We start from the raw sequence: 13438 nt of genomic DNA on the forward strand, positions 1-13438 counted from the left end.
GTCAGCCGATCTTGAACTGCTGGGTCGGGGTGGTCTGGTCGATGTCGGAGGAGCGGATCTGCACCGACACCACCCAGGTGCCGGCCAGCGGCAGCTGCGCGGTGCCGCTCCAGCGGCCGGTGCCCTCCGGGGTGAGCGCCACCGGCAGCGGGCCGAGGTCGCGGTCCGGCAGGGTGAAGGCGAGCTGCACCTCGGGGACGTCCACCGGCTGCCCGTCCGCGCCGGTCAGCGCGAGGTGCACCTCGTTCGGGCCGGTCCGGGCCGGGTTGAGGGTGACGGTCGCCGTCCCCTTGGCGTTCGGGGTGCGGCCCTTGGTGTCGTACGGGAGCTTGAGCTCCACGGTGCGGCCCGGCTCGGTCTGCGGAGCGGGCACGCCCCCGGCGGCCGACCCGGCGGCCGCTCCGGCGGCAGGTGCGACGGCACCGGCCTTGACCTCGCTCGCCACCCGCCCGGGCGGGGAGTTGGTGAGCATCGTGGTGACCACCAGCACCGCCACCGCGACCAGCGCCTCGACCAGCACCGAGCGGCGCAGCCCGGCCCGGGTCGGGGTCAGTCCGCGCTCGCGCCCGGCGCTCTCCCGGGCCGCCTGCTGGCGGGCCAGCTGGGCCTGCCGGAGCGGGTCCTCGGAGTGCGCGGCGGCGACGCCGACCGGCTCCGGCACCGCGGCCCGCTCGACCTCCGCCGCCTCGGCCGGGGCCGCGCGCAGCCGGGCCAGCCAGGTGCGGGAGAACCAGGCGGCGCCGAGCATCACGGCCACGCAGCCGGTCTTCACCAGCAGCAGCCGCCCGTACTCGGTGCCGGTCAGCGCGCCCCAGCTGCCGAGGCCGCGCCAGGACTGGTAGACGCCGGTGGCGGCCAGTACCGCGACCGAGCCGAAGGCGACCTTCGAGAAGCGGTCGACGACCTGCGCGCCGACACCCTCGCGCAGCGCGACCAGCAACGCGGCCAGGCCGCCCAGCCAGAGCGCCATCGCGATCAGGTGCAGCATGCCGAGCGGCAGCGACAGCCAGACCTGGATGCCGACCGAGGCGTGGTCGGCGCCGACCCAGGTCGCCGCCAGGGCGATCGAGAGCACCAGCCCGGCGACGCCGAGGCCCAGCCGGGCCTCGCGCTGCGGCCGCTCGGCGGCGCGCTGCTCCAGCTCCCGCAGCTCGGCCTCCTCGGCCTCCTCGTCGCCCGCGCTTCCGCCGCTTCCGCCGCTTCCGCCGCTTCCGCCGCTTCCGGCGCTCCCCGTGGTCCCGGCGTCGCCGGGCTGCGCCGCCGACCGGGCCGGCTGCCCCAACTGGCCGACCAGCAGCGACAGGAACACCCCGCTCGCCGCGAGCAGCAGCAGCCGGGCGGCCAGCGCGGTGCCGATCCGCTCGTCCAGGGTGGCGCGCACCAGCGCCAGGTCGAGGGCCTTGCCGATCCCCGAACCGCGCTCGTACGGGCCGCGCAGCATCAGCACCGCGACGGTGGAGGCCAGCAGCGCCGTCCAGCCGGTCATCAGCAGCCGCTGCATCCGGCGCCGGGTGGCGCCCTCCGGCCAGCAGATCAGCACGAACGCGGCGACGCCGGCGAGCAGCGCGAACGCCGCGTACGCGATGGTGCGCCCGGTGCCGTAGAGGGCGGAGACCAGGCCGTCGGCCTTGGCGCCCTGGAGCGCGGTGGCGGACACCGAGGTGTCCGAGGGCGCGCCGATGGAGAAGGTGAACGCGCCGCCGATCGGGTGCGAGTCCTCCGAGACGGCCCGCCAGGCGACGGTGTACGTGCCGTTGGCGAGCCCGCTGTTCAGCCCGACCCGGGCGGTGTCCGCCTTGCCGTCGGCGTGCCCGGGGTTGCCGGTGTCCACCGCCTTGCCGGCCGGGTCGAGCACCCGCACCGAGTCGCTGGACAGCGACACGGACTCGCTGAAGGTCAGCGTGACCGCCTGCGGGGCGGTGGCGACCACCGAGTTCTGGTGCGGGTCGGTGGACTCCAGGGTGGCGTGCGCGGCGGCCGGTCCGGCGCCGGCGAGCATCAGCGCGAGCAGCGCGCCGAGCGTCCCGAGCAGTCCGGCGATGCGGCGGTGGGCGGCCTTCTCCATGCTGGCGGTCCCCTTAACTCTGGCCGGGACGGTAGGTGAGCTCCTTGACCGGCACCTTGACCGACAGGGTGCCGGACTTGGCGAAGGTCAGGTCGAGCTCCAGCTCGTCGCCGAGGGCGGGGGCCTTCTGCCACCCCATGATCATCAGGTGGGTGCCGCCGCGGGCGAACTCCAACGCGCCGTGCGCGGGCACGTCCAGGCTCGGGACCTGCTCCATGCTCGACGGGGTCGAGCGGTGCATGGTGACGGACTCGGCGCCCGGGCTGCTCACCTTGACCAGCTGGTCCTGCCCGCCGTCGTTGCGGACGGTCAGGTAGCCGGCGGCCATCCCGCCGGCCGGGGGCAGCGGGATGTAGGAGTCGGCGACGCTCAGCTTCGCCGCCCCGCCGCCGGTACCGCCCTGACCGCCTGCCCCGCAGGCGACCAGGATGGCGCCGCCGCCCAGGGCCGTCGCCAGTACCGCGCCCGTGAGCGCCGTCCGCCGGAAGCCGAGGGTCGCGCGGCCGGCCGGGGCGTGGCCGGTCGAGGCCTTCATGCCGCGACCCCCTTGGCGAGCAGCGGCAGGTCGTGCTCGTAGGTCTTCACCTCGGTGCCGCTCAGGTAGAGCACGTGCGCCTTGTCGTCCGAGGGGAGGAAGGCCAGCACCTGCGCGCCGTGGGTCGAGGTGACGGTGCCGTCCGCGTTGACCACCGGGTCCTCGATCATGATGCCGAGCGACCTGGCGGCCGTCTTCACCTTGGCCAGGTCGCCGGTCAGGCCTATGAAGTCGCTGCCCATCGAGTCCAGCCAGGTGCGCAGCACCTGGGGGGTGTCGCGCTGCGGGTCGGTGGAGACGAAGACGACGTTGACCTTCTGCCGCTCCTCGGCCGGGAGCGCCTTCATCGCGACTCCGATGTCGCCCATGGTGGTCGGGCAGACGTCCGGGCAGCTGGTGTAGCCGAAGAACAGCAGCGTGGTCTTGCCGTTGGTCTGCTGCCGCAGGTCGTACGGCTGACCGGAGGTGTCCGTCAGCTGGAGGTCGGGCTTCTCGAAGTTCTTGGTGAGCACCGTGCCCTGGTACGGCGAGTCGGACTTCTGCCGGGTGACCTTGGCGGGGGTCGAGCCGCCCCCGGAGGAGCCGCAGGCGGTCAGCGTCAGGGCGGCGGCGAGCGCGACGGCGGCCGCGCCGGCCAGGCGGGTGGTGCGGGTGGTGCGGAGCATGGGAGATCCGATCGTGCGGGGTGGGACCGCCGGCGGGACCGTACCCGGGGCGTGGGTACGGCCCCGCCGGCGGGGCGGGTCAGGAGGCGGAGCCGCTGCTCCGGCGGCGCAGGCCGAGCACGCCGACGGCGGTGCCGATCACGCCGACCACGATGCCGACCACGCCGAGCACCCGGGCGGTGGAGTCGCTGGACTTGGCGCCGGCCGGGGCCGCGGCGTGGTCGGCGCTGTCGCCGTGGGCGCCCGCGGAGGGGGCGGCGGTGACGCCGCCGTGGGCGTCCTCACCGGCGGCGGCCTTGGTGAGCTTCAGGACGGGGGCCGGGTGGGCCGGCTCGGGCTGGCCGTCCTTGGACTCGTCGATCCAGCGGACGATGTCGCCGTTGTCGTAGGTCTGCAGGGTCTTGAAGACCATGCTGTCGGCGTCGGAGGGCAGCGGGCCGATCGAGACCCGGAACTCCTGGAACTGACCGGGGGCGATCTTGGTGCCGGAGTCGGCGGTCCAGGTGATCTTGGAGACGGCCTCGTTGACGTCGCTGCCGTGCACCTTGATCGGCTTGTCGAGCTTCGCCTTCTCGACGGTCGCGGTCCAGCCCGGCAGCGGCAGGGTGCGGACGGAGGCCAGCGGGTGGTCCAGCGGGAGGTTGACCTCCAGCTTCACCGTGCCGGCGGCGTCGCTCTCGTTCGGCACCCGGAAGTCGACGGCCGTGTAGCCGCCCTGGGCGGCCGCACCCGGGTTCACGGTGACGTGCGCGAACGCGGGACCGGCCAGCGCCACCACGGAGGCGGCGGCGGTGAGGGCGACGGCGGCGAGACGGCGGGTGGGAAGGGAACGCATGATGAGGTGTCTCCGATCGGAGCTCGGCGGACCGGCCCGCGTCCGGGCGACGGGAAGACCGTGCCTCGGCGGGGCCGCGCGTGGGGACGTGCTGGGGACGTGTGGGGGCGGAACCGGGGGCCGTCGGCGTGTCGGGGACACACGGGATGTCGGGGACACACGGGACCGGCCCGGGACGCTGCGCACGACCGGGGCCCGACACGAACAGGGCGCCAGGAGCCGGATCAGTACGCGAAGGCCCCGCGCGGCGGACCGCGCCGCACCACGCTGTGCCGCAGCGCGGCACCCGCCGGAAGCGGACTCTCCCCGCCCCGGACACCGAAGGGGCGGGCCGGACCGGCGGCGCCGAACAGGCCGCGCAGCAGCGCCGCCACCAGCACCAGCGCCGACCGCAGCGGCGCCGCCCAGTGCTCCCGGGCCGCCGACGCGGTCACCCGCACCAGCCGCCACAGCGCCGCCTCACCGCGCCGCAGCCACCAGCCCGCGACCAGCGCGGCGGCCAGGTGCCCGGCCAGCATCGACGGCGTCATCCCGAACACGCCGCCCTGCCACCACGGCGCGACGGCGTACGCGTTCGGGTCCAGGCCCGCCGAGGAGACCAGCTGCTCGGCGGTCGGGCTCCCGGGCAGGCCGGCCAGCGTGCCGGGGCGCGCCTCGTTGCAGATCAGCCGGCCCGCCACGGTCGGCAGGGTCAGCGGACCGGAGCCGCCGTGGTGCATGCCGGCCATGCCGCCGATCGCGGCGTGGCCGTTGAAGCTGTGGAACAGGCAGTGCAGCCCGAGCTGCCCCGCGCCCAGCGCACCGGCGATGGCCGTCAGCGAACGCTCCCGCCCACCGCAGGCCACCGCGAGCACCAGCACCGCGGCGAAGCCCGTCGCCAACGCGGTCGGCGGCACGTTCCCGCCACCCGCCAGGGCGTGCCCGGCGGCCGCTATCAGCGTGCACACCAGGGCGAACGGGACGGCCCGGGCAAGCCGCAGGTCCCAGGCGGCGGCCCCCACCGGCGCATCCGGTGCGAGGGCGCCCGGGAGCGGGGCGGCGGGGAGGGCAGTCATGGCCGGGACATCATCTCACCGCCTACCTCGCCCGCGTGGGCAGGGTGGGAAATCCCTACGAATGCCCCGTTCGGCAGCGGCGTGCAGACCGGAGAGTGCGCCACTCGGCACAATCCACGGCCTCAGTCCATCCGCCGAACGGGCGGCAGCGGGCCCCGGGCACGGTTCACCGCCGAATCGCCCGGAGATACCTAGTTGTATGTGGAGCCGCAGCCAGGAGGGACCTCCCGTGGACATCTGGTGGACTCTGCACCTCAAGCGCGACCCGGCCAGCGTCCCGCTGGCCCGGCGCATCCTGCTCGGTGCCATGGCGACGGCGGGCGTCGATCCGCAGATCGCCCACGACCTCGGCGTCGCCCTCAGCGAGGCCTGCGCCAACGCCGTCGAGCACGGCGCCTGCGGGCGGCCCGACGACGGCTTCCAGGTCACCGCCTCGATCAGCGGCGACCGCCTGCGGATCGAGGTCACCGACTCCGGCCCCGGCCTGCCCGGCCCCGTCGGCACCCCCGCCCCGCCGCCGCGTCGCCGCCCTGTCCCCCCACCGCCGCCCCGCCCGGCCGCGCACCGCCGCCCCCGCCGCGGCCGCGCCACCGTCCCGGCCCGCGTCCTCACCGGCCACCAGCCCCGGCGCGACGGCCACCCCTACGACACCCACGTCCTCCCCGCCCGCCCCGCGGCGCCCACGCTGCGCCCCGTGGACCTCGACACCCTCCCGGACCTCACCGCCGAATCCGGCCGGGGCCTCTTCCTCATCCACGCCCTCACCGACCACGTCCAGCTCCGCAACCACCCGCTCCGGGGCGCCATCGTGAGCTTCGACAAGATCCTCAAGTGGCAGGACGGGGCCCTGCTGCGGGCGTCCTGACACGGCGAACTGATGGCGACGCGCTGATACGACGAACGCCGGGGGCGCGGACCACGGTCCGCGCCCCCGGCGTTCAGTCGGTGCAGGGTCAGCTGTGCGCGCCGGCCTTGCGGCGGCGCAGGACGAACACGGTGCCGGCGCCGGCCGCCAGGACGGCGGCGCCGCCGAGGGCGATCGGCAGGGTGCTGGAGTCGGCACCGGTCTCGGCCAGGTGCGGGCCCGCCGACGGCGAGGCGGAGGCCGAACCGTGGCCGGCGGCCGCGGGGGTGCCGGCAGTCGGCGTGGCGGCACCGGCGTCGGCGACCCGGAACTCGCCCTCGAAGGGGTTGTAGAACTGGGTGCAGGCGTTCGGCTTGTTGTTGGCCGGGGTGGGCACCTTGTCGTTGTCGAACGCGTCGGAGCCGGCGTCGTAGTTGGCGCCGTACTTCCCGACCGGGGCCTTGGCGGTGGCGGCGATCCGGACCTGGTAGGTGATCTTCTCGCCCTTGGCCAGCTTGAGGTCCGGCGACCGGAGGGAGCGGTCGTCGAGCTTTGCGGGCTTCCAGCCGGAGCCGGTGTTCAGCTGAACGTCGAAGAACTCGGTGCTCCACTGGACGGGGTAGTCCCCGTCGAACTCGTCGGTGACGTAGAGCGAGTTGTGGACGGCGGGCAGATCGACGCCGCTGTTGTTCTGCCAGGTCACGCTCAGCTCGGCGGCCGGTCCGCCCTTGACCAGGGTGGTGCCGTACAGGCCGGAGCCGGTGACCTTGAGCAGCGGGCTCTGGTAGACGCCGCCGTGGCACCGGTCGCTGGTGGTCGGGGTCGGCGTCGGCAGGGTGGACGGCCGGTTGGTGGGGGTGGCCGTCGCGGTGCGGCTGGGGGTGGTGCTCGGAGTCGCCGTGGCGGGGGCGTTCGGGGTGGTGCTCGGGGCCGGGGTGCTCGGCGCGGGGGCGCTCGGGGTGGCCGGGGTGGAGGTGGGGGGCGGAGAGGAGGGGACTCCGACCGCACTCGCGCTGACGGCGCCGACCGTGGTGCCGAAGGAGAGCGCCATCAGCGCGGACGCGGCCAGAAGGCGAGAAGAGCGCACGTTGAGAAGCTCCAGATTGGGGTAAATGGGGTCGATTTCGGGCGACTTGAGGCCTCCGGCAGGGCCGTCGGCGCGGGTCGCGCCCGCGAACCCTACCGGTTGCGAGTGGCTGGTTTCGATCAGATTTGGCGCTAAGTGATCGGTGCTGCCCGGGCGCCTGTTCGGCCACCGGTTGCCGGGGTGGCCGGGGGGCCGGACGATGGCCGCATGAAGCACCAGATGCGAGCCGAGTACGGGGCCGGGGGTGCGACCGGCGGGGTGCGGTTGTGGCACATGGTCCGGGGGGCGGAGAGCGTGGCGATGTGCGGCCGGGAGCTCGACCCGGGCGCGCAGGTGCGGGAGCCGGTGGACTGGGGCAAGACACCGGAGCTGTGCTGCCACACCTGCGGGGCGTACTACCTGCGCGAGACGCCGTACCTGTCGGCCGAACACCAGTAGTGCGCCAACGGGTGGTCTACCGTGATCGGCATGGAGCAACCCCTCGCCCGGCCACGGTCGTTGACCCGTGAGGCCGCCGGGCTGCGGTCCGGCGTACCGGGCCTGTCCGAGCACGTCGACCGGTTCTGCGCGCTGGTCGAACGGGTGGATCCGCTGATCCACGCGTTCGTCCCGGAGCCGGGGCGGCACGACCGGCTGCGCGCGCAGGCGCGGGCGCTGGCCGCGCGGCACCCCGAGCCGGCCGGGCGGCCGCCGCTGTACGGGGTGACGGTGGGGGTCAAGGACATCGTGCACGTGGACGGGCTGCCCACGCACGGCGGTTCGGCGCTGCCGCCGGGGGTCCTGGCGGGGCCGCAGGCCGTGGTGGTGGACCGGCTGCGGGCGGCCGGGGCGCTGGTCGCCGGAAAGACGGTGACCGCCGAGTTCGCGGCGAGCGCGCCGGGACCGACCCGCAACCCGCACCATCCCGGGCACACCCCGGGCGGCTCCAGCAGCGGGTCGGCGGCGGCGGTCGCGGCGGGGCTGGTGCCGCTGGCGGTCGGCACCCAGACGGTGGGGTCGGTGATCCGGCCGGCCGCGTACTGCGGGGTGGTGGGCTTCCGGCCCACGTACGGGCGGATCCCGACGGCCGGGGTGATCCCGAACGCGCCGAGCTTCGACACCCTGGGGGTGTTCACGGCCGATCTGGCCGGGGCGGCCCTGGCGGCCGCACTGCTCTGCGACGAATGGCGGGGCGGGCCGGCGGCCGCCGTACGGCCGGTGCTCGGGGTCCCGGACGGCGCGTACCTGGAGCGGGCCGATCCGGCGGCGCTGCGCGTCTTCGAGGAGAGCCTGGAGCGCCTGGCGCGGGCCGGCCTGACGGTGCGCCGGGTGCCGCTGTTCCCGGACTTCGCCGGGATCACCCGGCAACTGCAGACGATCAACCGCTTCGAGCTGGCCCGCAGCCACGCCGACTGGTTCGCCCGGTTCGGTGGCCTGTACCGGCCGGAGACGGCGGCGAGCATCCGGGTCGGTCAGGGCGTCGCGGCGGAGGACCGGGCGGCCGCGCTCCAGGCCCGGGAGCGGTTGCGCGAGCGGGTCGCCCGGGCGACCGCCGAGGCCGGAGTGGACCTGTGGCTGGCGCCGTCGGCGACCGGCGGGGCGCCGGAGGGCCTGCACACCACCGGGGACCCGGTGATGTCGCTGCCGTGGAGCTACCTGGGCCTGCCCGCGCTGAGCCTGCCGGCCGGGCGGACGGCGGAGGGGCTGCCGCTGGGCCTCCAGGTGGTGGGCACGGCGGGCGGCGACGAGCGGCTGCTGGCCCAGGCGGCTTTCCTGGAAGGGGCGTTGGGCGGAAGCCCGGACGCCTAGGCGAGCGCCGGGTCGGCCGGGTCGCCGGCCTCGGCGCGCAGCAGGCGCAGCAGGAGGCGGGCGGCCCGCTGGTAGGGAACGTCCTCGTCGTGCAGCACGGCCTGGGAGTTGGCCGTCTCCAGGAGGGCGATCAGGGCGAAGGCGAGGTCGTCGAGGTCGGTGCCGGGCCGTAGGCCGCCGGTGGCGCGGGCCTCGGCGAGGGCGTCGGTGATCACCTGGCGCCATTCGCGGGCGCAGTCGGCGAGGGCGTCCCGGACGGCGCCGGGGCGGGCGTCGAACTCGGCGGTGACCTCGTAGAAGAAGCAGCCGCCGGGGAAGACCCGGGCCCGGGAGTAGGCGAGCCAGCTCTCGCAGAGGGCGCGGGCCCGGGCGAGGCCGGGCGGGGTGTCGGCGACCGGGGCGACGACGGCGTCGGCGAAGATGCGGCGGGCGGCGCGGACGGTGGCGAGTTGGAGCTCCTCCTTGGAGCCGAAGCCGGCGAACACGCCGCTCTTGCTGAGTCCGAGGTCGGTGGCGAGACGGCCGATGGAGAGCGCGCCGAGGCCTTCGACGGAGGCGATCGCGACGGCGCGGTGCAGCACCGCCCGGCGGGTCTCCTCGCCGCGCAGGACCCGTCCGTCCGTGGTCGATCCGGCCATCGGCCACCTCAGTTCTCGTCGTCGCCGTCGCCGTCGCGGTGCGTGCCGCCAGGGTAGCCCGGGGGTGGGCGGCGGACTTCCTGTTCATAAAACTGCACGAACGGTCGTGCTAATATCTGGACCCAGCACGGCCCCCGCACCCCGGCACGCCCGTCCGCACCGACAGGGAGACCGCATGGACCCGGCCCTCGCACTGGTTCGCACCGCCCTCAACACCACCTCGCACCTGGCGCCCCGGCTGGCCGGTCGCGCCGCGTACGAGCTGTTCCAGCGTCCGCTGCGGCGCAGCGCCGTCCGCCCCGCCGAGCGGGAGACCCACCGGCAGGCCGCCGTCGAGCGGATCACCGTGAACGGCAAGGAGGTCGTCGTCTACCGCTGGGGCGACGGCACCCGGCCGGTGCTGCTGATGCACGGCTGGCGATCCCGCGCCTCGCGCTTCGCCCCCTACGTGCCCCGGCTGCGCGCGCTCGGGCTGAGCCCGGTCGCCTTCGACGCGCCGGGCCACGGCGACTCCGGCGGCCGGGCCACCACGGTGCTGGAGTACCGCGCCATCGCCGGGCAACTCCAGGACGGCTACGGCGGGTTCGAGGCGATCGTGGCGCACTCGCTGGGCGTGGCCGGGGCGTTCCTGGCGCTGCGCGAGGGAGTCCGGGCCGGGCGGCTGGTCGCCCTCGCCGGGGTCAGCGAATTCGCCTACCTGCCGGGCGCGTTCTGCGCCGGGCTCGGCCTCCGCCCGGTGATCGAGCGGGACCTGCGGCACCGGATCGAGCACGAGCTGTTCGCCGGCACCGAGGACCCGTGGCGGCGCTTCGACGCCGCGCACCGGCCCGAGGAGGTGTCGCCGCCGATCCTGGTGGCGCACGACGAGGACGACGACGTGGTCGGAATATCGCACGCGCGGCGCCTGAAAGCCGCGTACGGTGACCGGCTGGAACTACTGGTCACCCGGGGGCTCGGCCACCGCAGGATCGTCGCCGAGCCCACCGTCATCGACAACGCGATCGGCTTCCTGTCGGCCGGTCAGGAGGTCAGTGCCGCATGAGCCGCGCCGGAGAACTCGTCGAACTGCACGCCCGATCGGTGGAGTTGGCCGCCGAAGTGGTGGACGGCCTGCGGCCGGACCAGCTGGAGCTGCCGAGCCCGTGCGCGGGCTGGACGCTGCGCCGGCTGATGGAGCACATCGTCGGCCAGCACCAGGGCTTCGCCGCGGCCGCCCGCGGTGCCGGGCCCGACCTCGCGCTCTGGGCCGACGCCCCGGTCGGCGACGACCCGGCGGGCGCCTTCCGCCGCACGGGCGCCGAGCTCACCGAGGCGTTCCGCGAGGCCGTGGCGGCCGGGCGCGAGGTCTGGCTGCCGGAGATCCGGCACGGCGGCCCCTTCCCGCTGGCGCACGCGGTCGGCTTCCACCTGCTCGACACCCTGGTGCACGGCTGGGACGTCGCGGCCGCGCTCGGCGTCCAGGCCCCGTTCACCGCGGTCGTGGACGGCGACGAGGCGCTGGCGGCGACCCTGCTGGCGGTCGCCGAGGCCGTCCCGGCCGCGCCGGAGAACCGGGTGCCGGGCAAGGCGTTCGCGCCGCGCCTCGAACCGGGTGCGTCGGGAGGCCGGTTCGACCGCGCGCTGGCCCTGCTCGGGCGGGACCCGGCCTGGAAGGCCTAGGAACGCCGGTCCGGACAGGGCCTAGGCGTGCCGGCCGCCGCGCTGTTCGTCGGGGAAGCGCGGCCCGCCGATCAGGAAGAGCAGCGCGGCCGTCGGAAAGCCGGTCGAGGCGGCCACCAGCACGATGAACTCCCAGAACATCTCCTGCTCCTCGTCAGTCCCGGGCCGCCCGGACACCCGAAGGTGATCCCAAACCTGACAGGCCCTGATTGGCCGAATTGTCCGGTTGCTATTCGACGGTATGACCGGATTGCCCAGGCTGCCACCGGGCGGCGGGGACCGGCCCGCGCCACACCGGCGCAGGGGTCTGGGCGCCGGGCGGGGGTGGCGGCCACACTGTCGGGATGCAGCTACAGCTCGCAGGGGAAGCACGGCGGCCGGACCGCGAGAGCGAGGACTTCGCGGCGGCCTCGCCGGAGGCGCTGGTACTGCTGGACGGCGCGAGTTCGCCGGCCGGCCTGGAGTCCGGGTGCCGGCACGGAACCGCCTGGTACGTCCGCCGGTTGGGCGTGCACCTGCTCGCCCGGCTCACCGACCGGGTGGACCGCTCGATCGCCGAGTGCCTGGCCGACGCCATCGTGGAGACGGCCGCGCTGCACGGCGGCCGCTGCGACCTGGGCCACCCCAACACCCCCGCGGCGATGGTGGTGGCGGCCCGCCGGCACGGCGAGTCGCTGGAGTACCTGGTGCTTGGCGACTCGCTGCTGGTGCTGGAGTACAAGGACGGCCCGCCGAAGGTGATCGGGGACAACCAGCGCTTCCCCGGCGGGGAGGAACTGCGCCGGCAGGTCTGGGCGACCGTCCCCGGCTCGGCCGAGCGGGCCGCGCTGCACCTGGAGTACGCGCTGGCCGTCCGGTCCGCCCGCAACCGGGGCAACGGTCCGTGGATCGCCGCGGCCAGCCCGAAGGCGGCCGGGCACGCGGAGACCGGCTTCGTCCGGCTGGAGCGGCTGCACGCGCTGGCCGCGCTCACCGACGGCGCCTCGCGCTTCACCGAGCGCTTCGGGCTGGGGAGTTGGGCGGATGTGCTGCGGCTGCTCGCCGAGTCCGGTCCGGGCGAACTGATCGCGCAGGTCCGCGAGGTCGAGCGGGCGGACGCCGCCTGCGAGCGCTGGCCGCGCGGCAAGGCGCACGACGACGCCTCGGCGGTCTACGCGCTGCTGTAGCGGGCGGACGGCCGGGGCGTCATCGGACGGTGCGGTCACCGGGGTGGTGCGGTGACCGCCGGGGCGGTGCCGTCAGTCGATCGGGTGGCCGAACCGGCCGGACTGGAAGTCCCGCATGGCCTGCTCCAGTTCGCGGTGGCTGTTCATCACGAACGGCCCGTACCAGGCGACCGGTTCGCGGATCGGCTGCCCGCCGAGCAGGATCACGTCCAGGTTCGGGTGGCGGGAGTCCTGCTTGGTGTCGGCGGTGATGGTGATGGTGTCGCCCTCGCCGAACACGGCCGCCTGCCCGGTGTGGACCGGGCGGCCCTCGGCGCCGACGGTGCCGTCGCCGTTGAGGACGTAGGCGAGCGCGTTGAAGTCCGGCCGCCACGGCAGGGTGACCTGCGCGCCCGGGGTGATGCTGGCGTGCAGCAGGGTTATCGGGGTGTGGGTGACGCCCGGGCCCCGGTGGCCGTCCAGCTCGCCGGCGATCAGCCGCAGGATCGCGCCGCCGTCCGGGGTGGAGAGCAGCTTGACGTGGCCGCCGTGGATGTCCTGGTAGCGCGGGGCGGCCATCTTGTCGGAGGCCGGGAGGTTGACCCACAGCTGGATGCCGTGGAACAGGCCGCCGGTGGTCACCAGCGACTCCGGCGGGGTCTCGATGTGCAGGATGCCCGAGCCGGCCGTCATCCACTGGGTGTCGCCGCCGCCGAGGTGGCCGCCGCCGCCGTGCGAGTCCTTGTGGATGAACTCGCCGTCGATCAGGTAGGTGACCGTCTCGAAGCCGCGGTGCGGGTGCCAGGGCGTGCCCTTGGGCTCGCCTGCGGCGTACTCCACCTCGCCCATCTGGTCCATCATGATGAACGGGTCGAGGTACTTGGTGTTGATCTTGGCGAAGGCGCGGCGGACCGGGAAGCCCTCGCCTTCGAAGCCCTCGGGTGCGGTCGCGACGGTGAGGACCGGCCGGGCGCTGGTGGCGGCGGGGTCGGGGGTGGCGACGCGCGGCAGGGTCAGCGGGTTGTCGACGGTCACGGCGGGCATGTCGGCCTCCTTCGGGGGGTTCCTCTGGCCTACGTCCACGAGGTTAGTTCAATTCTCAACAACAAGCAAGTTGAACGT

14 protein-coding genes are annotated in these 13438 nt (G+C 75.0%); 6 read left to right on the top strand and 8 right to left on the bottom strand.

Annotated features, from left to right (window positions below):
• Position 1: 1 nt before the first annotated feature.
• From ACIQVZ_RS34240 to ACIQVZ_RS34260, 5 genes are all read right to left on the bottom strand, one after another.
• On the bottom strand, positions 2–2065 hold the full coding sequence (locus tag ACIQVZ_RS34240) for a FixH family protein (protein ID WP_402455505.1): 2064 nt from the start codon (positions 2063–2065) through the stop codon (positions 2–4).
• A gap of 13 nt (positions 2066–2078) precedes the next feature.
• Positions 2079–2600, bottom strand: a complete 522-nt coding sequence (locus ACIQVZ_RS34245; protein WP_350880671.1) for a copper chaperone PCu(A)C — start codon at positions 2598–2600, stop codon at positions 2079–2081.
• Positions 2597–3265: an SCO family protein gene (locus tag ACIQVZ_RS34250; RefSeq protein ID WP_350880669.1), complete on the bottom strand. Its 669-nt coding sequence runs from the start codon at positions 3263–3265 to the stop codon at positions 2597–2599. Before ACIQVZ_RS34250 ends, ACIQVZ_RS34245 begins: the two co-directional genes overlap by 4 nt.
• A 79-nt stretch (positions 3266–3344) precedes the next feature.
• A complete protein-coding gene (locus tag ACIQVZ_RS34255; protein WP_350880667.1) occupies positions 3345–4100 on the bottom strand; it encodes a YcnI family protein in 756 nt (251 codons plus the stop codon).
• A 224-nt stretch (positions 4101–4324) separates the two neighbouring features.
• Positions 4325–5155 (bottom strand): hypothetical protein, encoded by an 831-nt coding sequence (locus ACIQVZ_RS34260; protein WP_402455510.1) that lies wholly within the window; start codon positions 5153–5155, stop codon positions 4325–4327.
• A gap of 229 nt (positions 5156–5384) precedes the next feature.
• On the opposite strand from ACIQVZ_RS34260, the gene ACIQVZ_RS34265 reads away from it, so the two are divergent.
• Positions 5385–6020, top strand: a complete 636-nt coding sequence (locus ACIQVZ_RS34265; protein WP_402455513.1) for an ATP-binding protein — start codon at positions 5385–5387, stop codon at positions 6018–6020.
• A gap of 88 nt (positions 6021–6108) precedes the next feature.
• Here ACIQVZ_RS34265 and ACIQVZ_RS34270 read toward each other — a convergent pair whose 3' ends face one another.
• Positions 6109–7086 (bottom strand): LAETG motif-containing sortase-dependent surface protein, encoded by a 978-nt coding sequence (locus ACIQVZ_RS34270; protein WP_402455516.1) that lies wholly within the window; start codon positions 7084–7086, stop codon positions 6109–6111.
• Between the two features lie 207 nt (positions 7087–7293).
• Between ACIQVZ_RS34270 and ACIQVZ_RS34275 the strand changes: the two genes are divergently transcribed.
• Complete coding sequence (locus ACIQVZ_RS34275; protein WP_350880659.1) at positions 7294–7524, top strand: hypothetical protein; 231 nt, start codon at positions 7294–7296, stop codon at positions 7522–7524.
• Between the two features lie 30 nt (positions 7525–7554).
• Positions 7555–8874: an amidase gene (locus ACIQVZ_RS34280; protein WP_402455520.1), complete on the top strand. Its 1320-nt coding sequence runs from the start codon at positions 7555–7557 to the stop codon at positions 8872–8874.
• On the opposite strand, the gene ACIQVZ_RS34285 is transcribed toward ACIQVZ_RS34280, so the two are convergent.
• Positions 8871–9512, bottom strand: coding sequence for a TetR/AcrR family transcriptional regulator (locus ACIQVZ_RS34285; RefSeq protein ID WP_402455523.1), 642 nt, complete (start codon positions 9510–9512; stop codon positions 8871–8873). The genes ACIQVZ_RS34280 and ACIQVZ_RS34285 overlap by 4 nt on opposite strands.
• A 175-nt stretch (positions 9513–9687) precedes the next feature.
• Here ACIQVZ_RS34285 and ACIQVZ_RS34290 point away from each other — a divergent pair, with 175 nt between their 5' ends.
• From ACIQVZ_RS34290 to ACIQVZ_RS34300, 3 genes are all read left to right on the top strand, one after another.
• Positions 9688–10554, top strand: a complete 867-nt coding sequence (locus tag ACIQVZ_RS34290; protein ID WP_402455526.1) for an alpha/beta hydrolase — start codon at positions 9688–9690, stop codon at positions 10552–10554.
• Positions 10551–11171: a TIGR03086 family metal-binding protein gene (locus ACIQVZ_RS34295; RefSeq protein WP_402455529.1), complete on the top strand. Its 621-nt coding sequence runs from the start codon at positions 10551–10553 to the stop codon at positions 11169–11171. Before ACIQVZ_RS34290 ends, ACIQVZ_RS34295 begins: the two co-directional genes overlap by 4 nt.
• A gap of 344 nt (positions 11172–11515) precedes the next feature.
• The gene (locus ACIQVZ_RS34300) at positions 11516–12337 is read left to right on the top strand and encodes an integrase (RefSeq protein ID WP_350880649.1); all 822 of its coding nucleotides are present in this window, start codon (positions 11516–11518) and stop codon (positions 12335–12337) included.
• 72 nt (positions 12338–12409) lie between these two features.
• On the opposite strand, the gene ACIQVZ_RS34305 is transcribed toward ACIQVZ_RS34300, so the two are convergent.
• A complete protein-coding gene (locus ACIQVZ_RS34305) occupies positions 12410–13360 on the bottom strand; it encodes a pirin family protein (protein ID WP_402455532.1) in 951 nt (316 codons plus the stop codon).
• Between the last annotated feature and the right edge of the window lie 78 nt (positions 13361–13438).

The sequence above is a fragment of the Kitasatospora sp. NPDC098663 genome (genome assembly GCF_044760075.1).
Classification (GTDB): domain Bacteria; phylum Actinomycetota; class Actinomycetes; order Streptomycetales; family Streptomycetaceae; genus Kitasatospora.